A 22884-nucleotide genomic window follows, 5' to 3' on the forward strand; every position below is an offset into this window, starting at 1 on the left:
CCTGATCTGTCCTCAGCCTTGACGCTCCCGGGAGGCCCATATATTCTGAACGAACGGTCGGTAATTATTTCGCGGCCGGACTACGTACAGTGAGGTGACCATCGTGGCAACGCAGACCGACGCCGGCGACCAGAAGTTGCACGCCGTGCCGTCCGCTGAGGACGAGGCCGGACAGGCCTACTTTGACAAAATCATTGCCGAGGATTCCCGCATCGAGCCGGCCGACTGGATGCCGGAGAAGTACCGCAAGACGCTGACCCGGCAGATGTCGCAGCACGCGCACTCCGAGATCATCGGCATGCAGCCGGAGGCCAACTGGATCACACGCGCTCCCAGCCTGAAGCGCAAGGCCATCCTGATGGCCAAGGTGCAGGACGAGGCCGGACACGGGCTCTACCTCTACTCGGCGACCGAGACGCTGGGCACCCCGCGCCACGTGCTCAACGAGCAGCTGATGTCGGGCAAGGCCAAGTACTCCTCCATCTTCAACTACCCGGCGAACAGCTGGGCGGACATGGGCGCCATCGGCTGGCTGGTCGACGGCGCCGCTATCGCCAACCAGGTGCCGCTCTGCCGCGCTTCCTACGGCCCGTACGGCCGCGCGATGGTCCGCATCTGCAAGGAAGAGTCCTTCCACCAGCGCCAGGGTTTCGAGATTCTGCTGGAACTGGCCAACGGCACCCCGGCGCAGAAGCAGATGGCCCAGGACGCGGTCAACCGCTTCTACGCCCCGGCGCTGATGATGTTCGGCCCCACCGATACCGATTCGCCGAACTCGCAGCAGTCGATGGCCTGGAACATCAAGCGATTCTCCAACGACGAGCTGCGCTCGCGGTTTGTTGGCATGATCCAGGAGCAGGTCAAGGTCCTGGGCCTGACCCTGCCGGATGACCAGATCCGCTACAACGAGGAAACCGGCCTGTGGGAGCACGGCGAACTCAACTGGGACGAATTCTACGAAGTCCTCGCCGGCCGCGGCCCCTGCAACGCGCAGCGGATGGAACGGCGCCGCGAGGCACATGAGAACGGCGCCTGGGTGCGCGAAGCAGCAGCGGCCTACGCGGCCAAGAAGGCACAGAAAGCACAGGTGGCCTAAGTGGCAACAGGAGACCAGACCGCAATGGCCCGGCCCGTCAAGCCGGCGCCCGAGGAGACCTCGGAATTGTCGGACAAGCAGCCTTGGCCGCTGTGGGAAGTTTTCGTCCGCTCCTCGCGCGGGCTCTCCCACGTGCACGCAGGTTCGCTGCACGCGCCGGACGCCGAGATGGCCGTCCGCAACGCCCGGGACCTGTACACCCGGCGCAACGAAGGCGTCTCGCTTTGGGTGGTGCCGGCGTCGGCCATTGTGGCCAGCGATCCGGACGCCAAGGGCGAGTTCTTCGAGTCGCCCAAGGGCAAGGACTACCGCCACGCCACGTACTACACCAAGAGTGAAGGGGTGAAGCACCTGTGAGCGGCGAGAGCGCTACCCGGATTACGCCGGGCAATGCCCTGCGGCCCGAAGACATCGCGCAGCAGGTCACCGAAGGCAGCAAGGCCAGCGAGGACATCGCCGAATACGCCCTGCGCCTGGGCGATGACGCCCTGATCCTGGCCCAGCGCCTGGGCTGGTGGATTTCCCGCGCGCCGGAGCTGGAAGAGGATGTGGCACTGGGCAACATTGCCCTGGACCAGATCGGCCATGCCCGGTCCTTCCTGACCTACGCCGGCTCCGCCTGGGGCAAGTCCGAAGACGACCTGGCCTACTGGCGCGGCGAGAGCGAGTTCCGCTCCAGCTACCTGGTGGAACAGCCCAACGGCGACTTCGGCAGGACCATCGCCCGCCAGTTGGTCATCGCCGCCTACCAGCACGAACTCTACTCACGGCTGGTCGATTCGCAGGACGAAACCCTGGCGGCCATCGCGGCGAAGGCTGTCAAGGAAGTGGACTACCACCGCGACCACGCCGAGCAGTGGACCGTGCGCCTGGGCGACGGCACCGAAGAGTCGCACCGCCGGATCGCCGCCGGGTTCATGTCCGTCTGGCCGTACGTGCAGCAACTGTTCGAGGACGACGACCTGTTCGACCGCCTGAGCGGGATCGCCGTGCGGCCCTCGGAACTACGTGCAAGCTTCGATGCCTACATCGCCGCTGTCTTGGCGGAGGCCACACTGGAGGTTCCAGACGTCCAGCCCGCGATGACGGACAAGACCCGCGTCAAGCACAGCGAGCATCTGGGCTACCTGCTGGCCGAGATGCAGGTGCTGGCCCGCGAACATCCCGGCGCCAGCTGGTAACAGCGGCCGGTCCTTTCGGAACAGTCCTTTTCGGAACAACGGAGCAATTCATGTCCACTAACACCGCGCAGCGGCCCGCCGAAACCGAGGCAGCCCGCGCCTGGGATGTCGCGGCAACCGTCTGCGATCCAGAGATCCCGGTGCTGACCATCGAGGACCTCGGAATCCTCCGGTCCGTGTCAGTGCTGGATGAAACCGACGACGGCGGCCGGCCGGCTGTCGAGGTGACCATCACCCCGACCTATTCCGGCTGCCCCGCGATGGATGCCATCAGCGAAGACGTCGCCAGCGCACTGGCAACCCACGGCTACGCCGACGTCCGCGTGAAGCTGGTGCTGGCCCCGGCCTGGACCACGGACTGGATGACGGCCGAGGGCAAGGCGAAGCTGAACGAATACGGCATCGCGCCGCCGTCGGGCTCCGCGCCGATCCGCACCGGACCGGTCAAGCTGGGACTGAGCGTGAAGTGCCCGCTCTGTGATTCGCTGAACACCCGCGAGCTCTCCCGCTACGGCTCCACGTCCTGCAAAGCGCTGTACCAGTGCAATGACTGCCACGAACCCTTCGACTACTTCAAGGTGCTCTAGATGACTACTTCCACCACGGAGGCCCCGGCAGCCAAGCGCCGCGGCACGTTCCACCCGCTGTCCGTCGCCGAGGTCCGCAAGCTCACGGACGAGGCCGTGGAGGTCACGTTCGCCGTGCCGGAGGAGCTGCAGGGGCAGTTCGACTACGTGCCCGGGCAGTACGTGGCGCTGCGGACCACGCTGGAGGAGCAGGAAATCCGCCGCAGCTACTCCATCTGTGCCGAACCGAAGCCGGGCGAGATCCGCGTGGCGATCAAGCGGGACATCGGCGGCCTGTTCTCCAACTGGGCCAACGACAACCTCGCGGCCGGAGACGTGCTGGACGTGATGAGCCCCGCGGGCGCGTTCATTTCCAAGCACCAGATGACGGAAATCAACCACCCGGAACAGATCAACACCGACGTCGAGGCCACCTTCGTGGCGTTCGCGGCCGGCTCCGGAATCACCCCGGTGATCTCGATTGCGCGGACCGTGCTGGCCGCCAACACCAACGTCCGGTTCGACCTGGTGTACGCGAACAAGGCCGCCATGGACGTGATGTTCGTGGAGGAACTAGCGGATCTGAAGGACAAGTACCCCACCCGGTTCGCGCTGCACCATGTGCTGTCCCGCGAACAGCGCATCTCGCCGCTGCTCTCCGGCCGGATCGACGCCGAAAAGCTCACCAGCCTGTTCGACAACGTGCTGCGGACCGACGACGTGGACGAATGGTTCCTCTGCGGCCCGTACGAGCTGGTGCAGCTGTGCCGCGACACCTTGGCCGAACGCGGCGTGCCGGCCGACAAAATCCGCTACGAGCTGTTCTCCACAGGCGAGCCGACCAAGCCGCAGGGCAACATCGGCCGCCCGGTGCAGGTGGATCCCAGCGCGGACAACTACGACATCACCTTCACCCTCGACGGACTCACCGGCAAGGTCGCTTCGCCCAAGCACGCCCGCGAGTCGGTGCTCAACGCCGCGCTGCGCGTCCGCCAGGACGTCCCGTTCGCCTGCGCCGGCGGCGTCTGCGGCACCTGCCGCGCCAAGGTGGTCTCCGGAACGTTCACCATGGAGGAGAACTACGCGCTGGAGCCGGACGAGATCGAGCGCGGTTATGTGCTCACCTGCCAGACCCACCCGACCAGCGAAGAAATCACCGTCGACTACGACGCCTAGCAACCGGTGGTCGAACAAGCGAGCGCCAGCGAGCGCGTGGAGACCACGCCAGCGGACGATACCGTTGGTCGACCAAGCGAGCTGACGATACCGTTGGTCGACCAAGCGAGCGCCAGCGAGCGCGTGGAGACCACGCCAGCGGACCCGAGAGGAACCACGCATGAGCATGATCGAACTTTCCATCGAGGACAACGTTGCCGAAGTGGTGCTGAACGCGCCGGGCAAGATGAACGCCCTGGATGAGCAGGCGGTGAAGGATCTGGGCAAGGCGTACGACGACGCCGCTGCCGCCGGCGTCCGTGCGCTGCTGCTTCGCGGCGAGGGCCGCGGGTTCTGCGCCGGCCGCGACATCTCGCAGGTGGATCCCTCCACCGACGATGCCTACGGCTACCTCTCCGGCGTCGTTACCCCGGTGCTGCGGAAGATGGCCGAATTCCCTGCCCCCACCTTCGCCGCCGCGCAGGGCGCCGCGCTCGGCGTCGGGCTTGGCCTGCTGATCGCCACGGACGTCGTGTACGTTGCCGATTCGGCGAAGATCGGTTCCCCGTTCGCCAATCTCGGGGCCACCTTGGACTCGGGCGGGCACTGGCTGTTCACCGAGAGGCTCGGCGCGCACCGCACCCTGGACCTGATCTACACCGCCGAGCTGATGAGCGGCGAGGAGGCGGTAAAGGCCGGACTGTTCAGCCGCGCCATGCCGGCGGACGAACTGTTGGAGACCACCCGCGGCATTGTCGGCAAGGTCGCCCAAGGTGCCACCGGAGCGTTCCGTGCGTCCAAGGACCTGGTGGCCAACATCCGCGACCAGCGGCTGGGGCTGTGGCTGGCCACCGAAGAGGAGAATGCCGCCCAGGGCCGGCTCTGCAAGAGCGACGACTACGCCGAGGGTTTCAAGGCTTTCCAGGAGAAGCGCAAGCCGGTCTTCAAGGGCTGACGGTCCGACTCCTGCCTGACCCGCAGGCTCTGGCAGGATGGCTCCATGAGCACCAAACCGACCGCCGCAATGGCGGCTGACTGGACCGTTGCCGTCCCGAACCGGGATCTGCTGGCGGCCTTGGGCCCGCTGCCTGCCGGAATCAGGGCCGTCCTCTGGGATTTCGACAGCGAACCCGAGGGGGCGCCGTTGGATCAGATCGACACCGTGGTGCTGCCGTATCCGGACACAGCCGGAGCCCTGCCGCAGCTGGCCAAGCTGAGAAACCTGAAGCTGGTGCAGACCCAGACCACCGGCGTCGACGGCGTCGTCGCCGCCGTCGGTCCGGATGTCGCGATTGCCAGCGCCGCCGGAGTGCACGCCGCCTCCACCGCCGAGCTCGCCGTCGGCCTGATGCTCGCCTCGCTGCGCGGCATCGACGTGGCCGCGCGGGACCAGCCCGAGGGCTGCTGGCGCCATGAGCGCCGGCTCTCGCTGGCCGACCGGAAGGTGCTGCTGGTGGGCGTGGGCGGCATTGGCCGGGAAATCGCGCGCCGGCTGGAGCCGTTCGAGGTGCAGCTGACCCGCGTCGGGACCAACGCCCGCGATGACAACGAGGGCCATGTCCACGGCACCGCGGAGTTGGAGCAGCTTGCCGCGTCCCACGAGGTGCTGGTCGTCATCACACCGCTGACCGACGACACTCACGGATTGGTCGACGCTGCGGTACTGGCGGCCCTCCCGGACAGGGCGCTGGTGGTAAACGTTGCCCGCGGGGCGGTGGTGGACACCGAGGCCCTGACCGCCGAGGTAGTCTCCGGCCGGTTGAACTGCGCGCTGGACGTCACCGATCCCGAGCCGCTGCCGTCGGACCATCCGTTGTGGCGGGCCGCCAACGCGCTGATTACCCCACACCTGGGCGGCGACACCACGGCGTTTGAACCGCGGATCGTCCGCCTCCTCCAGCAGCAGTTTGCGGCTGTCGCAGCCGGCAAAACACCGCAGAACCTGGTGCAGCCTGGCCGTTTCCCGCGTGACTCAGCCGACAGGGACGGGAACGGCGGATAACCGGTCTGGCGAAATCTTCAGCGCCGGTCAGGGGGGCGGCGCCGGTTGGCTGATCCCACTGGGCTGTCGCCATTACCTGGCTGTCGCCGCGAAGGCGTCGGGACGTTCGGCCAACTTGGCGCCAAACGCTGGGTCGATCTGGTCGCTGCCGTGCTCTCCGTAGTAGAGGTCATTGGCCCGTTCTTCCAAAGCCTCCTGCTGCGCCAGCGTCTCGGCTTGGGCGGCCTCGGCTGCGGTCGCTGCGATCCCGTCCGCCAGCACCTCAAGTCCGAACCAGCGGTAGCCAGCCAGAGCGGCGGCCAGCTCTGGGGGCTCCAGGCCTTCCACGGCATGGAGCAAGCCGCCGTTTTGCACCATGCCGTCCAGCAGCAGCAGATCCCGCAACGCACGGTCGCCCTCGGCCAGCGGACCGTCGTACTCGTAATCCAACGCGCGGTTCCAGACGTCGTCGGCGTTCATAGGGCTCCGTCTGTCGTTGCGTTCGGAGTAAGGGCTTAGCCGCTAACGGGCTCGTTGGTTTCGAAGATTACCGGCACTAGCCCGCGGGCACTGGCAAACACGCCGGACTGCGCAGGCTGCCATGGAGGTCATGCGAGCGCGGCCGCGGCGCGCCGGGGCTCTGGACAACCGTGCGGCGGCGCGAGCAGGATGGAAACGGCGCGTCGGGCAGCCGCCCAGCGCCGGAGGAGGGATGACCGATGGGCATCATCGTGGCCAACATGTTCCTCACCCTGGACGGCGTGTACCAGGCGCCGGGCGCGGTCGAGGAGGACCAGGAGGACGGCTTCGGCTATGGCGGCTGGCAGGCACCGTTCTTCGACGACGAATCCGGGGAAGCGATGGGCGCCGTGATCGACCGCATCGACGCGCTGCTGCTCGGCCGGAAGACGTACGACATCTTCGCGGCCTACTGGCCGAAGGCAGGCGAGGACTCTCCGATCGCGGTGAAATTCAACGCGGTGCCGAAGTACGTCGTATCCACCACGCTGAGCGAGCCGTCCTGGACGGGCACCACCGCCTTGCCCAACGCGATGGCGGCCGCGCACCTACGAGAACGGCATGACGAGGTGCACCTCTTCGGCAGCGGCGACCTGCTGCAGTCGCTGTTCACCGAGGACGTGGTGAACCGCCTCAACCTGTGGCTCTATCCGCTCACGCTGGGCAGCGGGAAGCGGCTCTTTGGCTCCGGCACGATTCCGGCGTCGTTCCGCCTGGTCGGCCCGGCCCGCACCTTCGAGAAGGGCGCGGTGGGGCTGGTCTACGAGCGTGCGGGCGACGTCGAGACGGGCAACATCGACGAGGTCGAGGCGCGCCGGAGCGAGGGCGGCTGACAGCAGGCGCAGCGACCGCTGACGTTGCAGGCCGGGTCAGCGGGTATCCAGGTCCTCGAAGACCAGGAACGTCTGGGTGTCCAGGATGCCGGGCATGGACTGGATCTGGTCGAAGATGACCCGGCGCAGGTCCACATTGTCCACCGCGCGGACCAGCAGGATGACGTCGAAGTTTCCGCCGACCAAGGCAATGTGGTGCACCTCGGGGATGGACCGCAGCGCCTCGCGCAACTCGCGCCAGGAGTGCTGCCGCAGCTTCAACGTCACGTAGGCGGAAGCCTTCAAGCCGGCCTTGATCGGGTCCACCAAGGCGGTGAATTTTGTCAGCACGCCGGCCTCGGTCAGGCGGGAGATCCGCGAGTAGGCGTGGGCGCGGGAGATGTGCACGTTCTCGGCCACTGCGGTCACGGACAGCCGGCCGTCCCGGGTCAGCTCCGCCAAGATCCGACGGTCAATCTCGTCCAACTGCGGGACTTTCACCGCGGCGGCCTCTGCCATACGTCTACACCTCGTGGGGTTATCCAGCTCACACTTACAATTTGTCTCCAAGCGTACGGCCAATCAGGCAGATTATCCACGCTTTGCCGCAGAAGTGGATACGAAAAGTAGCCCAATCCCATACTAAAGCTACACAGTTTCTTCGGGCAGACGCGCCCGCATTATGGCCGGGCGGCCCGGCAGGGGCGGCACCACCGCCGCGGCCGACCAAGGATTCGAGGGAGACACCATGACTATCTCAACCGGTAACCCGATCGAGGGATCGATGGCCGATCCGTCCCGCCGCGCCGGCATGGACGATCCGGTCACCGCCGAGGCCTACATGCTGCCCTCCGGCCAGCCCGTGCAGCTGGTGGATCCGGACGGCCTGCACGTGCACAACGACAAGTACCCGCTGCCCGACGGCGAAGCCCTGCTGAAGGCATACCGCGAGCTGGTGGTGGGCCGCCGCGTCAACGACCAGGCCAACGCTCTGGTCCGCCAGGGCCGGCTGGCTGTCTACCCCTCCTCGCACGGGCAGGAGGCCTGCCAGGTGGCCTCCGCGCTCTGCATCGGCGCGGACGACTGGCTGTTTCCGACCTACCGCGACACCGTGGCCGTGATCGCCAAGGGCGTCGACCCGGTGCAGACCCTGACCCTGCTGCAGGGCGACTGGCACGGCGGCTATGACCCGTATGAGCACAAGGTCTCCATCCAGGCCACGCCGCTGGCCACCCAGCTGCTGCACGCCGTGGGCGTGGCCCACGCGGCCAAGCTCAAGGGCGAGGACACCGTCGTCGTCGCTCTCTGCGGTGACGGGGCCACCAGCGAAGGCGACTTCCACGAGGCACTGAACTTCGCCGCCGTGTTCCACCTGCCGGTGGTGTTCTTTGTGCAGAACAACCAGTACGCCATCTCCGTTCCGCTGAACAAGCAGACTGTGGCGCCGTCGCTGGCGCACAAGGCCATCGGCTACGGCATGCCGGGCGAGCGCGTGGACGGCAACGACACCGCCGCACTGCTTGCCGTGCTGGGCAAGGCCGTGGACCGCGCCCGGGACGGCGGCGGCCCGGCCCTGGTGGAGGCGCACACATACCGGATGCAGTCGCACACCAACGCCGACGACGCCACCCGCTACCGCACCGACGACGAAGTGGCCGAGTGGGCGCCCAAGGACCCGCTGGTGCGGCTGCGGGCTTACCTGAAGGAGCTGAACGTCCTGACCGAGGAGCTGGAAGAGGAGATCGCCGGCCGGGCCGAAACCGTGGCCGCCCAGATGCGCGACGGCCTCAATGCCGAGACCGAGGTGGACCCGGAGGACCTGTTCCGGTTCGTCTTCACCGAAAAGACCAGCCAGCTGCGCGAGCAGGCCGCCATGCTGCGCGAAGAACTCTCGCGCGAGTCGGCCTGACCGCCGCCCACCGAAGGACACACCATGAGCACAACAATGACGTTCGCCAAGGCGCTGAACACGGCCCTGGCCGATGAGATGGAAGCCGACGGCTCCGTCGTCGTCTTCGGCGAAGACGTGGGCCCGCTGGGCGGGGTTTTCCGCATTACCGACGGGCTGACTAAACGATTCGGCGAGGAACGCTGCTTCGACACCCCACTGGCCGAATCCGGCATCATGGGCATGGCCATCGGCATGGCGATGAACGGCCTGCGCCCGGTGGTGGAGATGCAGTTCGACGCCTTCGCCTACCCCGCGTTCGAGCAGGTGGTCTCGCATGTGGCCAAGATGCCCAACCGTACCCGCGGCAAGGTGAAGCTGCCGATGGTCATCCGGATTCCGTACGCCGGCGGGATCGGGGGAGTGGAGCACCACTGCGACTCCTCCGAGTCCTACTACGCGCACACCCCCGGGCTGACCGTGGTGGCCCCGGCCACCGTGGAGGACGCCTACACCATGCTCCGCGAGGCGATCCGCTTCCCGGACCCGGTGGTGTTCCTGGAGCCGAAGAAGCTGTACTTCTCCAAGGAGCAGCTGGACCTTGAGGCCCTGCAGTCGCGCTGGGGAACCCCGGCGCTGGACCGCGCTGACGGACCGGAGCCGACGGCTGCGCCCGCCGACCCAAGCATTGGCCGCGCCGTCATCGCCCGCGAGGGAACCGACGCCACGCTGATCACCTACGGGCCGTCTGTGCCCACCGTGATGAAGGCAGCGGCCGCCGCCGCCGAGGAAGGGCGTTCGCTGGAAGTCATCGACATCCGCTCCATCGTCCCATTCGACGACGAGACGGTGATGGCCTCCGTGCGCAAGACAGGCCGCGCCGTCGTCGTGGCCGAAGCCCCCGGCTTCGCCTCGGTCGCCTCGGAGATCGTGGCGCGGGTGCAGGAACGCTGTTTCCACTCGCTCGCCGCCCCGGTGCTGCGCGTGACAGGTTTCGATATTCCGTACCCGGCGCCGAAGCTGGAGCACTTCTACCTGCCCAGCGTGGATCGCATCTTGGACGCCGTGGACGAACTGCAGTGGGAGGACGCGTAGCCATGACGCGACAAGTATTCAAGCTGCCGGACCTCGGCGAGGGACTGACCGAGGCTGAGCTGGTCAACTGGCTGGTCAAGGTGGGCGACGAGATCCGCGTGGACCAGCCGGTGGCCGAAGTGGAGACCGCCAAGTCCATGGTGGAGGTGCCCAGCCCCTACGCCGGGACCGTCGCCGTGCTGCACGGTGCCGCCGGGGACACCATGGATGTGGGCAAGCCCCTGATCTCGGTGGATGCGCCGGGCTACGTGCACGACGACGGTGCTTCGGGTCCCGCCGGATCGGTACCGCGGGCGGGGGAGGCTCCCGCCCACCCCGACGGCGAGGCCTACCGCACCGAGGAACGAGCCGGCATCAAGGAGCCCGCCCATCCGGACGCGGCCCACCGGGAAGCCGCTGAGTCCGGCTCCGGCAACGTGCTGATCGGCTACGGGACCCCCGGCGGATCGGCCGGCTCCAAGCGCACCCGCAAGCCCAAGACCGGCCGCGTCGCCGTGGCAAGCGTTCCGGCGGCCGACGGGTCTCTACTCGGCGCTGGCGCGCCTCCTTCGACCACCGAGAGCACCCCGGTGGTCGACCAAGCGAGCGCCAGCGAGCGCGTGGAGACCCGCGTGGAGACCCGCGTGGAGACCCGCAACATCGGCTCAGCCCCGCTGGTCATCTCGCCGCTGGTCCGCAAACTGGCCCGCGACGCCGGCCTTCGCCTGGCCGACATCTCCGGCACCGGCCCCGACGGGATGATTCTGCGCAAGGACGTCGAGGCCGCACTCGCCGGCGCCGCGGCGGTCGACCGGTCTCTACTCGGCGCCGACCGCGCCGCGGTGGTCGACCAAGCGAGCGCCAGCGAGCGCGTGGAGACCCGCGGCTCTATGGGCACCGACGCCCGCACCGGCCTCGGAATTTCGGCCCGCACGCCGATGAAGGGCGTCCGCAAGACGGTGGCGCAGGCAATGTCGCGCAGCCGCATGGAGATCCCCGAAGCCACGGTCTGGGTAGACGTGGACGCCACCGCGCTGCTGCAAATGCGCGCCGACCTGAAGCGCCGCGACCCGGAGAACACCCCGGGGCTGCTGGCCTTCATCGCCCGGTTCGTGCTGGCCGGCCTGGCCAAGTACCCGGAGCTGAACACTCGGCTGGAAGGCGAGGAGATCGTCGGCTTCGACGGCGTCAATCTGGGCTTCGCCGCCCAGACCGACCGCGGGCTGATGGTGCCGAGCGTCCGCAACGCGCACAAGCTCAGCGCCCGCCAACTGGACGCCGAGATCAGGCGGCTCACCGCCGTCGCGCGTGACGGCAAGGCCACTCCCGCCGAGCTGACCAGCGGCACCTTCACGCTTAACAACTATGGCGTCTTCGGTGTGGACGGCAGCGCGGCCATCATCAACTACCCAGAGGTGGCGATCCTCGGCGTCGGCCGGATCATCGACAAGCCCTGGGTGGTCAACGGCGAGCTGGCCATCCGGAAGGTCACCGAACTGGTGCTGGCCTTCGACCACCGCGTGTGCGACGGCGGCACGGCCGGCGGCTTCCTGCGCTACGTCGCGGATGCCATCGAAAACCCCGGCAGCGTGCTCGCCGATCTCTGACGGACGCCGGGCCCGCGAGCTGATCGCGGGCCCGGGCTTCCCGCCAATGCCGAGGGAAAGCTGCGGAAAATTTCCCTAGCTGACCCGATCTGCCGGCGCTACGCTTAGGCATGATCACTCTGCCAGAGCCGTACCAAAAGTACCTCTCCGGGTTGTCTGCACACCATGCCGAGGCGCTCCGGCCAGTGTTCCTCGAATCGGTTGCCGATGGGGAACACGGCATCTCGATCCGCGGCATGGGGTCCAAGCATGTGCAGGCGTACGTCGACGACTCCGTGCCGTTCGGCGAAATCCGCGAGGAAATCCGCCACGCCCACGAGTACTGATAATTGGGGCCAGTCGTGAGTGGGCCGCGGCCGGAAGCCGCGACCCAACCTCTTTGTGCGCCACCGTTCGGCCGAAGGGGCCGGCGCGGTACGGTAGCAGGAAAGGGCCGTGCCATCTGCGCGGCCGGTGTGCGAGGCGATGGAGGATGACGGCCGGATGAGCGATGCCGCCCGATCAGAGGACACGACCGGCGAACCGGCGGAAACCGTGCAGGTTGCGCCCGGGAACTATGTGATCCGGACCCCGGAGTACCTGCTCAACAGCGGGCTGGTCATCGGCAAGAACAAGGCCCTGGTGGTGGATACCGGTGCCGGCCCGCGCCAGGCCCGGCGGATCTACGCCGCGGTACGCCGACTGACCAAGCTGCCGCTCGCCGTCGTCAATACGCACTTCCACTATGATCACGTCTTCGGCAACGACTACTTCGCCGCCCAAGGCGTGCAGGATTTTTACGCGCACCGCAATTGTGCCAACGACATCGCCGAAAATGGGGCGCTGCAACGAGCCGCCGTCGCGGAGACGGAACCGGAAATGGCAGCCGGCGAGGGCCAGTACACCGCAATCAGGATTCCCACCAGGCTGGTGGACACGGAGATCACCGTGGACCTGGGCGGGGTCAGCGTCAAGCTGTTCCATCTGGGCCTGGGCCATACCGACGGCGACCTGCTGGTCGGCTCGCCCAGCACACTGTTCGCCGGCGATCTGGTGGAGCAAGGCGCGCCGCCCGCCTTCGAGGACTCCTACCCCCGCGACTGGGTTGAGACGCTGCGGCGGATCTCCGGACTGCGCCACGAGTACGACGTGCTGGTGCCCGGCCACGGCCAGACCGTCAGCGACGCCTTCGTGAAGAACATGTGCGAGACCATGGCCCTGGCCGTCCGGATGGGGGAACAGGCCAGCCGGGACATGCCCGCGGACGCCACCAAGGCCATCCCGATCCTGCCCTACGGCCCGGTGCAGTCCCGCTCCCTGCTGCAGCGGCTCAAAGCCAACAGGTGAGCGACGCAGGCGAATTCAGCCTCCGCCAGATAGCGCTCCCGGCCTTCGGCCCGTCGGTGCTGTACGGCGTCGGCATGGGCGCCATCTCCCCTGTGATCGCGCTGCGGGCCCACGACCTCGGTGCCAGCTTCGCGGTGGCCGCCCTGATGACCACCGTCGTCGGGCTTGCCTCGCTGCTGACCAACCTGCCGGCGTCGTCCCTCACGGCACGGTTCGGCGAACGGACTGCGCTGGTCGCGGCAGCCGTCTGGGCGATGGCGGCCATGGTGCTCGGGGCGACCGCCACCAGTTTGCCGGTCTTCGCCGCGGCCATCTTCATGGTGGGGATGGCGGGGTCCGTGTTCAACCTGGCCCGGCAGTCCTACCTAACCGCTGCCGTGCCGCACCACCTGCGCGCCCGCGCCATGTCCACCCTCGGCGGCACCCACCGGATCGGCATCTTCGCCGGACCGTTCCTGGCCGCCGCGGCCATCGCGCTGGGCGGCATCCCCGCGGCGTTTTGGCTGGGCGCGGTGACCATGGTGCTGGCGGCGGCGCTCTCGCTGACCGTGCCCGACTTCGAACCGGCGACGACGACGGCGCCGGACGCCCCGCCGGTAACCATCCGGAGCATCCTCGACAGCCACTGGCGGACCTTCGCCACCATCGGCATCGGGGTGATGCTGGTCGGGGCCGTCCGCGCGTCGCGGCAGGCCGTGTTGCCGCTCTGGGCCGAGAATCTGGGCCTGGATGCGTCGGCGGCGTCGCTGATCTACGGCATGTCCGGCGCAGTGGAAATGCTGTTGTTCTACCCGGCGGGCAAGCTGATGGACGTCAAAGGCCGCATCTGGACGGCGGTGCCCTGCATGGCCATCATGGCCGCGGGCCTCATCTGGATCCCTTTCACCACCGGCTTCACCGCGCTGCTGCTCGCTGCGCTGCTGATGGGCGTGGGCAACGGGATGGGCTCCGGGATCGTGATGACGCTCGGCGCCGACCACGCTCCGGCGTCGGGACGGCCTCAGTTCCTGGGCCTGTGGCGGCTGGTCACGGACTCCGGCGTCATGGGCGGCCCCGCGCTGCTCAGCGCCGTCACCGCCCTCGTGTCCCTCTCGGTGGGGATATGGACGACGGCGGGGCTCGCCATCCTGGGCGCAGTCGCCCTGGGCTATTGGATCCCGAGGACCCGGCCGGTAAGCCAGAAGCAGCCGCTCAGTTCAAGGTAGCGGCGGCATTAAATCCTTGCGCCGCTTAGTGCCTGCGGGACTGGAAGCCGAACAGCCACGTCAGCAGGGCGCTCAGCAGCATGCCGGTGCCGGCGATCATGCCCATGCCGGCCCAGAAGAAGAACGGGATCCGGCCCTCGCCCGGAACAGCTGCTGCACCGAGCTGTTGCGCGAGCAGGTACAGGCCGGCGGCCATGCCGATGCCCAGCACGGCCAGCAGCCAGCACAGCCGCGGCCACCAGACGGACGCCGCCCAAAAACTTCCGTAGCCCGACCAGACGTTCCAGTCGTTGCCGCGCCGCAGCACCAAAGGACCGGCGGCCAAGGCCCAGAATCCGGCCACCAGGAAGGCAGCGACCACATCAGACGGCCGGTGCCAGCCATTGATCAGAGTTGCCGCGCCGGCCAGCACGGCATACAGACCACCCGCCGCCGCGGCGAACGGGCGCCAGCGCGGCGATACCACCAGGAAGATGGCCAGGGCAGCGGCCGCGGCGATGGTCGTGTGCCCGGATGGCAACGAATTGTGTTCCAGCGTGGGCACGCCACGGTCGGGCCGGTCCAGGATCAAGTTCTTCAGGATCCACGTGGTGGCTGCCGACGCCGCGACCACGCCGACGCCGATCACAGCGGGGAACCACCGCCGTCGTACCAAGGCCACCACCAGCAGCACGGCGGCCGCCACGGCCACGGAGACGTCCGGCAGCAGGTCCAGGAAGTCCAAGAACACGCCCCGGCCCAGCCGCCAGCCGGACTCGGCCTCGGCCCAGGCCGATTCATCCGCAAACTGCCCGGTGGTGGTCCGGACGAAGGCGTAGTAGTTGAGCGCAAACGCGCCCGCGCAGAGCAGCGCCCCCAACCAGAAAAGGGCAGGAGCATGCGCTGCCGGACGGCGGGAGGCGGTCCGTGGGCGGAGGCTGGAACGCTGCGAAGTCATCGATTCAAGGGTCGCACACAATGCTGGCAGCATCCGGGGAGGGGGCGCCAGCCGTACAGTGGGATTGATGATACCGCACCAGCTTCCTGACCTTTCCGGACACCGCGATCTGCCCGAGCTCGCCGATCTGCTGGCCACCGCACGCGTGGTAGCGCTGCCGATGAAGGTCCGCTTCCGCGGGGTGACGGAGCGCGAAGTGCTGCTGCTGGAAGGTCCGGCGGGGTGGGCGGAATTCTCGCCTTTTCTTGAGTACGACGACGTCGAGGCCGCCGCGTGGCTGGCCGCTGCGGTGGAGACGGGCTGGCAGGGCTTCCCGGCCCCGGTCCGTGACAGCGTTCCGGTGAACGCCACCGTTCCCGCGGTGTCGCCGGAGCAGGTGCCCGGCGTGCTGGCGCGCTACGACGGGGCGAAGACGGTGAAGATCAAGGTCGCCGAGACCGGGCAGGACATCGCCCAGGATGTGGCCCGCGTGGCCGCTGTGCGGGCCGCCGCTCCCGACGCGGTGCTGCGGGTGGATGCCAACGGCGGATGGGACGTCGCGGTGGCCGTCGACGCGCTGACCAGGCTGGCCGAGTACTCGCTGGAATACGCCGAGCAGCCGGTGCCGGATATTGCCGGGCTCCGGGCCGTCCGGGCCGAACTGCGCCGGCGCGGCATCAACACGCCCATCGCCGCTGACGAGAGCGTGCGCAAAGCATCCGACCCGCTGCGGGTGGCCCGCGAAGAGGCAGCCGACCTGATCGTGGTCAAGGTGCAGCCGCTGGGGGGAGTGCGCCGGGCACTGGACATTGTCGCCCAAGCCGGGCTCCGCGCCGTCGTCAGTTCTGCCCTGGATTCCTCGGTAGGAATCCGCGCGGGGGTGGCCCTGGCCGCGGCGCTGCCGGAGCTTCCATACGCCTGCGGCCTGGCGACGGTGTCCCTGATGGGCGGCGACGTCACCACTGAATCGCTGGTGCCGGAGGCCGGACGGCTGCCGGTGCGCGAGGTGGTGCCAGATCCGGCACTGCTGGACCGCTTCGCCGCACCGGAGGACCGCCGGCAGTGGTGGCTGGACCGGCTGGCCCGGACCTACCGGCTGCTGGAGCAGTGATCTTGCCGCTGCTGGGGCCGTGACCCGCCCGCTGCTGAGCCAAGACCGAATCGGCGCCAGTAGCGAAGGAATCGGGCGGCGAAGGCCTCGGGCGGGCGGCGTAGGCATCGAGCGGGCAGTGACCATGTGGCCCAGAGCAGCTAGGAGCCAGCGTCCTGTGTAGGAACGGTGGTTTATGGGTCTCAACGCGGGAAGTCGCTCCTCCCGTCTCCCGACCCCGTTTCCAAGGAGCCCATTGTTCGGCTGCTAAAACGTCCGAGGCGGCCGATAGCGTAAGTCCATGGAAAGCGATGGCATCGAGCTTCAGCTTCCGGTTCCGGGTCAGGGACTGGTGATGGATCTTGGTGTTCCGGCGCGTCCGGATAGCTCGCTGCTGGAGGCGCTGCTGCAGCACGTTCTGGCGGATGCACTCCTGCGCCGCTATGGCGTGTCGCCAGGAGCTGTGGAAGGCTACCCCGCCGCTGAATGGCCTGCCGCCAACGCAACACAGTTGGCCGCCGAAGCGGATAGCACTGCGTCCTCGGCTCCGGAAGTCGCTGGCGATGATCCGTTGATACCGGAGGACGGCGCAGGTGTGCCGGCTGAGCTGGCCAGTCTGCTCGCCATACTGGACCCTGCGGCGCTGGACGATGCGCAGGCGATCGATTACCTGAAGGCTGCCGCTCGGGTGGAAGCTTGGGTGCAGTCGTGCCGAGTGCAGGCGCTGAACCGCTTCGCGCAGCTGCGGACGGGACAGGGCGGCGACCGGGATCCAGAAGGCTTCTCCCGGTTCGCGCCCCAGGAGATTTCGGCGCATCTGTCCACCGGGGACGCCGCAGCGAGGGTAATGCTGGCAGACGCCCGGCAGATCTGCACGAACTTACCGGGAACGCTCCATGCGATGAGCTCCGGCGACTTGGACCTGCCACGGGCGAAAGCCCTGGCCAGGGGCTCCGCCGATCTCCCGGCGGAATGTCTTAAGGATTTTGAAGCAGCGGTGCTGCCTGGAGCGGGGGAGATCACCCTGGACTCCGTGAGGTCGCGGGCCCGGCGGATGCGCGACCGGTTGCACCCGGAGCCGCTATCAGAGCGGCACCGGCGGGCGAACGAATTCCGGGACGTGCAGGTGACGGATCAGGATGACGGAATGGCCGAACTGTGGGTCCGTATGAGCGCTGACAAGGCCCATCTGGTCTTCGATCGGGTCCAGTCCGCTGCCCGGTCCCTCCAAGGTCCCGGGGAAGAACGGACCCTGCCGCAACTGCGGGCCGATGTGTTCTCGGATCTGCTGCTGTCCGACGCAGCGGTGACGGAACCGACGGCACCGGTTGTTGGCATGATGTCGGGCGCCTTAGCGACGGCGCCGGTTGGCGAACACTCAGCACGGGCCGCCGGCACGAACGTGGTTCCTCCGCCCGGGCAGGGGCGGCCCGGCAGCGCGGGGCCGGGGATGCAGGTCACGATGCCGCTGACCACGCTGCTGGGGCTCAGCGAGGAGCCGGGCGATCTGGCCGGGTACGGACCGATTCCGCCAGACATGGGCCGGCAGCTCTCCCAATTGGCGAAATCATGGTTGCTGGTGCTCACTGACGACCAAGGCCAAGCCATCGCGGCGGCCAAGAAGCTGCGGATCCCGCCCGAATGGCTGAAACGGCTCGTCCGCATCCGGGACCGGCACTGTCGGTTCCCGGGGTGCCGCCGGGCTGCGCGGTACTGCGACATCGATCATGTGATCGCGTGGGAAGACGGCGGATGGACCGTGCTGGAGAACCTGCAATGCCTGTGCAAAGCGCACCATGCGGCAAAGACCGCCGGTGCATCCAGCGCTGAGGCGGGCCCGAAGGGTGAAATCACCTGGACCACGCGGACGGGCCACCGTAAGACCACGTTCCCGGATGAAGGCTGGGACACACTCGTTCCCCGCGCTGCCGGCGGCGGTGGTGGTGAAGGCGAAGACGACGGCGAGGGCGGTCACGCGGGGGAGAGCGAAGGCCAAGCCGAGGGCGAAGGCCAAGCCGGGGGCGAAGCCCAAGCCGGGGGCGAAGCCCAAGCCGAGGGCGGTCACGCGGGGGAGAGCGAAGGCCAAGCCGAGGGCGACGGCCAAGCCGGGGGCAAAGGCAATGGCACGGCAAACAGCGCAGAAACCTCCGCCGCAGCAGGGCAGGGGAAGCCCAAGCGAACCTTCGGCGGGATCGAACTGCCCGACGATGAGGACACCGACCCGAACGCACGACCACCGTTCTGACCCTGTCGTTGTACCGCAGGTCAACGCTTCTCCCGCCGCGAGAAGGGGGGCAGAGGGGCAGGTGTTTCGCCCACTGTTGGCCAAGAATTCACCAGCACTCGGCCTTCCGGTCGATTTCAATCGAAACGCTGAGGGAGGGAACCGACCGATTGAATGTGGAAGGCGAAAATCGTGACCGAAACCAAGAAGCGCTACCTGCCGATGCTGGGCCATGTGGCCGGGAAGCGCAGCGCCGTGACCTGCGCGCTCAAGTGTGACAACGCCTGCTCCAAGGGCGTTTGCAACACGTCGGAGAACAACTACTTCCGGGACATCGTCTCGGCCGAGTACTCCCGCCGCCGGATGATGGGGCTGGGCGGCGCAAGTGCGCTGGCGCTGATGTTCGGTGGCGGGGCAGCGGCCGCCGAGGCGCAGGTCGGGCTGGCTCCGGCCGCCAAGGCCGGAAAGGGCCCGGGGAACAGCAGCAAGCTGAAGTTCGACGGCATCAAGGCAGTGCCGAACAATGTGGACGACGTGGTGGTTCCCAAGGGCTACAACTGGGACCCGGTGATTCGCTGGGGCGACCCGCTGTTCCATGACACCCCGGAGTTCGACCCGGAGAACCAGACCAAGGAGTCCCAGTCTGGCCAGTTCGGCTACAACAACGACTACCTGGACATCATCGAGATTCCGGGCAGCAAGGGCAAGCGCGCGGTGCTGTTCGCCAACCACGAATACACCAACGAGGGCATCATGTTCCCGCCGGACATGCCGGTTGAACGCCAGCGCGAGGTGGCGATGGCCGCGCACGGCCTGTCCGTGGTGGAGCTGGAACGCAAGGGCAAGGGCCAGCCGTGGCGCTACGTCCGCGGCGCCGAGCTGAACCGCCGGTTCCTGATGGACACCGAATACGAACTGACTGGTCCGGCCGCCGGCTCGGACCTGCTCAAGACCGAGGACGATCCCACGGGCCGCAGGGTGCTCGGCACGCAGAACAACTGCGCGGGCGGCACCACCCCTTGGGGCACGGTCCTGTCGGGCGAAGAGAACTTCAACCAGTACTTCAAGGTGTCGGCGCCGACCGCTGAGCAGCGCCGGTACGGGCTGACCTCGGCCAACCCGTCGCGCGGCTGGCACGTACCGGAACGGCGCTTTGACACCGACCGCCCCGAGGGCAAGAACGAGGACAACCGGTTCGGCTGGATCGTGGAGGTCGATCCGTTCGATCCCACGTCCACTCCGCGCAAGCACACCGCCCTGGGCCGCTTCAAGCACGAGGGCGCCAACGTGACCATCGCGGCCTCCGGCCACGCGGTGTCCTACTCCGGCGACGACGAGCGTTTCGACTACCTGTACAAATTCGTCTCCAAGGGCAAATATCGCGAGGGCGACAAGAAGCACAACATGACCCTGCTGACCGAGGGCGACCTGTATGTGGCCAGCTTCAAGGGCAACTCGCCGCAGAACCAGATCGACGGTTCCGGCGTGCTGCCCTCCGACGGTGCGTTCGACGGCACCGGGCACTGGATCCAGCTGACCCGCGACGGCGATTCCCTGGTGCCGGGCATGGGCATCGACCAGGTGCTGGTCTTCACCCGCCTGGCCGCCGACGCGATGGGCGCCACCAAGATGGACCGCCCGGAGGACGTTGAGATCAACCCGGCGACCGGCAAGATCTACATGGCGTGCACCAACAACACCTCCCGCACGCGTGCGCAGGTGGACGAGCCGAACCCGCGGGCCAACAACCGCCACGGCCACATCGTCGAAATGACCGAGACCGGCGACCAGACCTCCACCGAGTTCACCTGGAGCGTGATCCTGGTGGCCGGGGACCCGGCAGTGGACGAATCCGTTTACTTCAGCGGCTACCCGGCAGACCAGGTGCAGCCGATCTCCTGCCCGGACAACCTGGCCTTCGATTCGGCCGGCAACCTGTGGGTTTCCACCGACGGCCAGCCCGGCACCATCCAGCGCAATGACGCCCTCTTCCGCGTCACGCTGGAAGGACGCGAACGCGGCAAGGTGGAGCAGTTCATGGCTGTGCCGATCGATGCCGAGACCTGCGGCCCGCTGATTCACGACGACGACGGGCTGGTTTTCGTCGCGGTCCAGCACCCGGGCGAGGACGGCAGTTGGGGAGCCCAGCGCTCGCTGTTCCCGGACTACGTCCAGGAAGGCCGCCGTGCCAAGCGTGGCGACGCGGCGCTGCCCCGCCCGGCCGTGATCCAGATGTTCAAGGGCAAGAACGGGCACGTGAAGCGCTAGCCCACACAGCAGTGAAGCGGCAGCCAGACACTGCCTGCAGCGACAAGAGATAACAGACGGCCATGTCCACCCGGACATGGCCGTCTGCTTACCATGAGGGGGTGACTGCGCAGCTGAGCTCGATGGAAGCCGCCCGACTGGCCGTGAGTGCCTTGGTCTGGGGCGGCGTGCGCGACGTCGTCATAGCCCCCGGTTCCCGCAGCGCACCGCTCGCTTATGCGCTCGCCGAGGCGGAAGCCCGGGACGAGCTGCGGCTGCACGTACGCATTGACGAGCGCGGGGCGGCCTTCACGGCGCTCGGGCTCTCGCTGGGATCGCTGCGCCCGGTCCCGGTAGTCACCACCTCCGGAACGGCCGTGGGCGAGCTGCTGCCGGCCGTGATGGAAGCCAACCACGCCGGTGTTGAACTGCTGGTGATCTCCGCCGACCGGCCGGAGGAAATGCGCGGCACCGGCGCCAACCAGACCACGGTCCAACCCGGCCTCTTCGGCATCCACGTGCGCTCCGCCGTTGACATTCCGGCCGGCGACGATCCGACGGATGCCATCCGCACCAGCCTGCTCAGCGCCAAAGGCATCCCGCTGGCTCCGTTGCTGGACGACCTTCGCGCGATGGCGGCCACACCGTCGCCAGGACAGCTCATGGCGCCGGCAGACCTGGGCCCGCACCAGGGCGCCGTAGGTCCGGTGCACATCAATCTGCCGTTCCGCGACCCCCTGTTCCCAGGGCCAGAGCCAGAGGCAGCGGAACCGGGCGGGAATGCCACGGGCGACGTGCCGCCGACAAAGGATGCGGGGGAACCCGGCTGGGCCACCATCTGGCCTGTGAGCCTGATCGAACCGGCCGTCCACGCCACCGAGGAACGCCGCACCGTGGTGGTCGCCGGTCACGGCGCCGGAGCGGTGGCCGAGGCCTTCGCCCGGGCCCACCGCCTGCCGTTGTTGGCGGAGCCGTCCTCCAATGCCCGCTTCGGACCGAACGCGATTGGCCCCTACCGCATGCTGCTGGGCCGTTTCGGAACACAGATTGAGCGGGCTGTGGTCTTTGGACGGCCCACGCTGTCCCGCCCGGTCGCCGCGCTGCTGGCCCGCCGGGACGTACAAACCGCGTTGTACCAGCCCGAACCTGTCGCCTGGTACGAGCCGGGGCGGCGTCGCGAACGTGTCATCTCCGAGCCGGAGGACCTGTCCCTTTTCGCCGGTGCGGGCCCGGACGACTGGCTGCAGTTGTGGCGACAGGCGGCCGGAGCAGCCGATGTTGCCTTGATCCACGTGCTGGACGCCGAACCGGGACTGACCGGGCTGCGGGTGGGCCGGTCGGTGTGGCTGAATACCCGCGGCCGGTTGGTGCTGGGTTCCTCCAACCCGATCCGCGACGTGGACTTGGCGGGTACGCCCATCGACACACCGGATGCCTTCGTACACGCCAACCGCGGGCTGGCTGGCATCGACGGCACGGTGGCCACGGCGTCGGGCATCGCGCTGGGAACGGCAACCGGGACCCGGGCACTCATGGGAGACCTGACGTTCCTGCACGACGCCGGGTCGCTGTTGCTCGGACCGGGGGAGCCCGAACCGGACCTGCAGATCGTGGTGCTCAACGATTCAGGCGGCGGGATCTTCTCGACCCTGGAACACGGGAAGGTGGGGGAGCAGGCGTCGTATGCGTCCGCCGTCGAGCGCCTCTTCGGCACCCCGCACCGGGCGGACCTGGCCTCGCTGGCAGCAGGCTATGGCGTCCAGCACCGGCTGGTCAAGGACGCGGACGAGCTGGACACAGTCCTGTCCGAGCCGGTGATCGGGCGCAGTCTGGTGGAAGTCCGGACGGACCGCAGCCGGTTGCGCAGCCTGCATGCAGAAGTGGGGGGGGGGGGGGGGGGGGGGCCGGGGAGGGGGCTGGGTGTAGGGGGGGGGGGGTGGAGAGGAGGGGGAGGGTGAAGGGGGGCGGGAGGCGAGGGGACGGAGCACTGGATTCTG

Annotated in this window: 21 protein-coding genes; 18 read left to right on the forward strand and 3 right to left on the reverse strand. The window is 68.0% G+C overall.

The annotated features are described in order from the left end of the window. Positions 1-103 precede the first annotated feature (103 nt). From paaA to ACWF5H_RS04770, 7 genes are all read left to right on the forward strand, one after another. The gene (paaA, locus tag ACWF5H_RS04740; RefSeq protein ID WP_127512863.1) at positions 104-1096 is read left to right on the forward strand and encodes a 1,2-phenylacetyl-CoA epoxidase subunit PaaA; all 993 of its coding nucleotides are present in this window, start codon (positions 104-106) and stop codon (positions 1094-1096) included. Positions 1097-1120: 24 nt separating this feature from the next. Then, a complete protein-coding gene (paaB, locus tag ACWF5H_RS04745) occupies positions 1121-1453 on the forward strand; it encodes a 1,2-phenylacetyl-CoA epoxidase subunit PaaB (protein WP_364644797.1) in 333 nt (110 codons plus the stop codon). Then, positions 1450-2277, forward strand: coding sequence for a 1,2-phenylacetyl-CoA epoxidase subunit PaaC (gene paaC, locus ACWF5H_RS04750; protein ID WP_452035155.1), 828 nt, complete (start codon positions 1450-1452; stop codon positions 2275-2277). The genes paaB and paaC overlap by 4 nt, the downstream gene beginning before the upstream one ends. Before the next feature lie 50 nt (positions 2278-2327). Beyond that, on the forward strand, positions 2328-2864 hold the full coding sequence (gene paaD, locus ACWF5H_RS04755; protein WP_452035156.1) for a 1,2-phenylacetyl-CoA epoxidase subunit PaaD: 537 nt from the start codon (positions 2328-2330) through the stop codon (positions 2862-2864). Then, positions 2865-4019, forward strand: a complete 1155-nt coding sequence (paaE, locus tag ACWF5H_RS04760) for a 1,2-phenylacetyl-CoA epoxidase subunit PaaE (RefSeq protein WP_452035158.1) — start codon at positions 2865-2867, stop codon at positions 4017-4019. It abuts the gene before it with no gap. A 166-nt stretch (positions 4020-4185) separates the two neighbouring features. Beyond that, entirely contained in the window at positions 4186-4953 is a 768-nt protein-coding gene (locus ACWF5H_RS04765) for an enoyl-CoA hydratase/isomerase family protein (RefSeq protein ID WP_364644799.1), read from the forward strand. 45 nt (positions 4954-4998) lie between these two features. Continuing rightward, positions 4999-6000, forward strand: a complete 1002-nt coding sequence (locus ACWF5H_RS04770; protein ID WP_452035160.1) for a 2-hydroxyacid dehydrogenase — start codon at positions 4999-5001, stop codon at positions 5998-6000. A 72-nt stretch (positions 6001-6072) separates the two neighbouring features. Here the strand turns inward: ACWF5H_RS04770 and ACWF5H_RS04775 are convergent, their stop codons facing one another. Then, positions 6073-6459: a hypothetical protein gene (locus tag ACWF5H_RS04775; protein WP_452035161.1), complete on the reverse strand. Its 387-nt coding sequence runs from the start codon at positions 6457-6459 to the stop codon at positions 6073-6075. A 239-nt stretch (positions 6460-6698) separates the two neighbouring features. Here ACWF5H_RS04775 and ACWF5H_RS04780 point away from each other — a divergent pair, with 239 nt between their 5' ends. Beyond that, complete coding sequence (locus ACWF5H_RS04780) at positions 6699-7331, forward strand: dihydrofolate reductase family protein (protein WP_452035163.1); 633 nt, start codon at positions 6699-6701, stop codon at positions 7329-7331. 36 nt (positions 7332-7367) lie between these two features. On the opposite strand, the gene ACWF5H_RS04785 is transcribed toward ACWF5H_RS04780, so the two are convergent. Further along, complete coding sequence (locus ACWF5H_RS04785) at positions 7368-7829, reverse strand: Lrp/AsnC family transcriptional regulator (protein WP_364643889.1); 462 nt, start codon at positions 7827-7829, stop codon at positions 7368-7370. Between the two features lie 229 nt (positions 7830-8058). On the opposite strand from ACWF5H_RS04785, the gene pdhA reads away from it, so the two are divergent. The 6 genes from pdhA (at position 8059) to ACWF5H_RS04815 (ending at position 14410) form a co-directional block, all read left to right on the forward strand. After that, a complete protein-coding gene (gene pdhA / locus ACWF5H_RS04790) occupies positions 8059-9219 on the forward strand; it encodes a pyruvate dehydrogenase (acetyl-transferring) E1 component subunit alpha (RefSeq protein WP_452035165.1) in 1161 nt (386 codons plus the stop codon). Between the two features lie 24 nt (positions 9220-9243). Next, positions 9244-10293, forward strand: coding sequence for an alpha-ketoacid dehydrogenase subunit beta (locus tag ACWF5H_RS04795; RefSeq protein WP_452035167.1), 1050 nt, complete (start codon positions 9244-9246; stop codon positions 10291-10293). Positions 10294-10295: 2 nt separating this feature from the next. After that, entirely contained in the window at positions 10296-11879 is a 1584-nt protein-coding gene (locus ACWF5H_RS04800) for a dihydrolipoamide acetyltransferase family protein (protein WP_452035169.1), read from the forward strand. Positions 11880-11989: 110 nt separating this feature from the next. Next, the gene (locus ACWF5H_RS04805; RefSeq protein WP_452035171.1) at positions 11990-12205 is read left to right on the forward strand and encodes a hypothetical protein; all 216 of its coding nucleotides are present in this window, start codon (positions 11990-11992) and stop codon (positions 12203-12205) included. Positions 12206-12314: 109 nt separating this feature from the next. Further along, on the forward strand, positions 12315-13205 hold the full coding sequence (locus ACWF5H_RS04810) for an MBL fold metallo-hydrolase (protein ID WP_452035172.1): 891 nt from the start codon (positions 12315-12317) through the stop codon (positions 13203-13205). Continuing rightward, positions 13202-14410 carry an MFS transporter gene (locus ACWF5H_RS04815; protein WP_452035174.1) on the forward strand — a complete coding sequence of 403 codons (1209 nt, stop codon included), beginning with the start codon at positions 13202-13204 and terminating at the stop codon, positions 14408-14410. Before ACWF5H_RS04810 ends, ACWF5H_RS04815 begins: the two co-directional genes overlap by 4 nt. Positions 14411-14435: 25 nt before the next feature. Here the strand turns inward: ACWF5H_RS04815 and ACWF5H_RS04820 are convergent, their stop codons facing one another. Beyond that, a complete protein-coding gene (locus ACWF5H_RS04820; RefSeq protein ID WP_364643909.1) occupies positions 14436-15347 on the reverse strand; it encodes a phosphatase PAP2 family protein in 912 nt (303 codons plus the stop codon). A gap of 67 nt (positions 15348-15414) precedes the next feature. On the opposite strand from ACWF5H_RS04820, the gene ACWF5H_RS04825 reads away from it, so the two are divergent. The 4 genes from ACWF5H_RS04825 (at position 15415) to menD (ending at position 22845) form a co-directional block, all read left to right on the forward strand. Beyond that, entirely contained in the window at positions 15415-16437 is a 1023-nt protein-coding gene (locus ACWF5H_RS04825) for an o-succinylbenzoate synthase (RefSeq protein WP_452035176.1), read from the forward strand. Between the two features lie 280 nt (positions 16438-16717). Next, on the forward strand, positions 16718-18661 hold the full coding sequence (locus tag ACWF5H_RS04830; RefSeq protein ID WP_452035178.1) for a DUF222 domain-containing protein: 1944 nt from the start codon (positions 16718-16720) through the stop codon (positions 18659-18661). Positions 18662-18832: 171 nt separating this feature from the next. Continuing rightward, a complete protein-coding gene (locus tag ACWF5H_RS04835) occupies positions 18833-20908 on the forward strand; it encodes a PhoX family protein (RefSeq protein WP_452035179.1) in 2076 nt (691 codons plus the stop codon). 62 nt (positions 20909-20970) lie between these two features. Beyond that, positions 20971-22845, forward strand: coding sequence for a 2-succinyl-5-enolpyruvyl-6-hydroxy-3-cyclohexene-1-carboxylate synthase (gene menD / locus ACWF5H_RS04840; RefSeq protein ID WP_452035181.1), 1875 nt, complete (start codon positions 20971-20973; stop codon positions 22843-22845). Positions 22846-22884: the final 39 nt, after the last annotated feature.

Source organism: Arthrobacter sp. NPDC055138, from assembly GCF_053607305.1.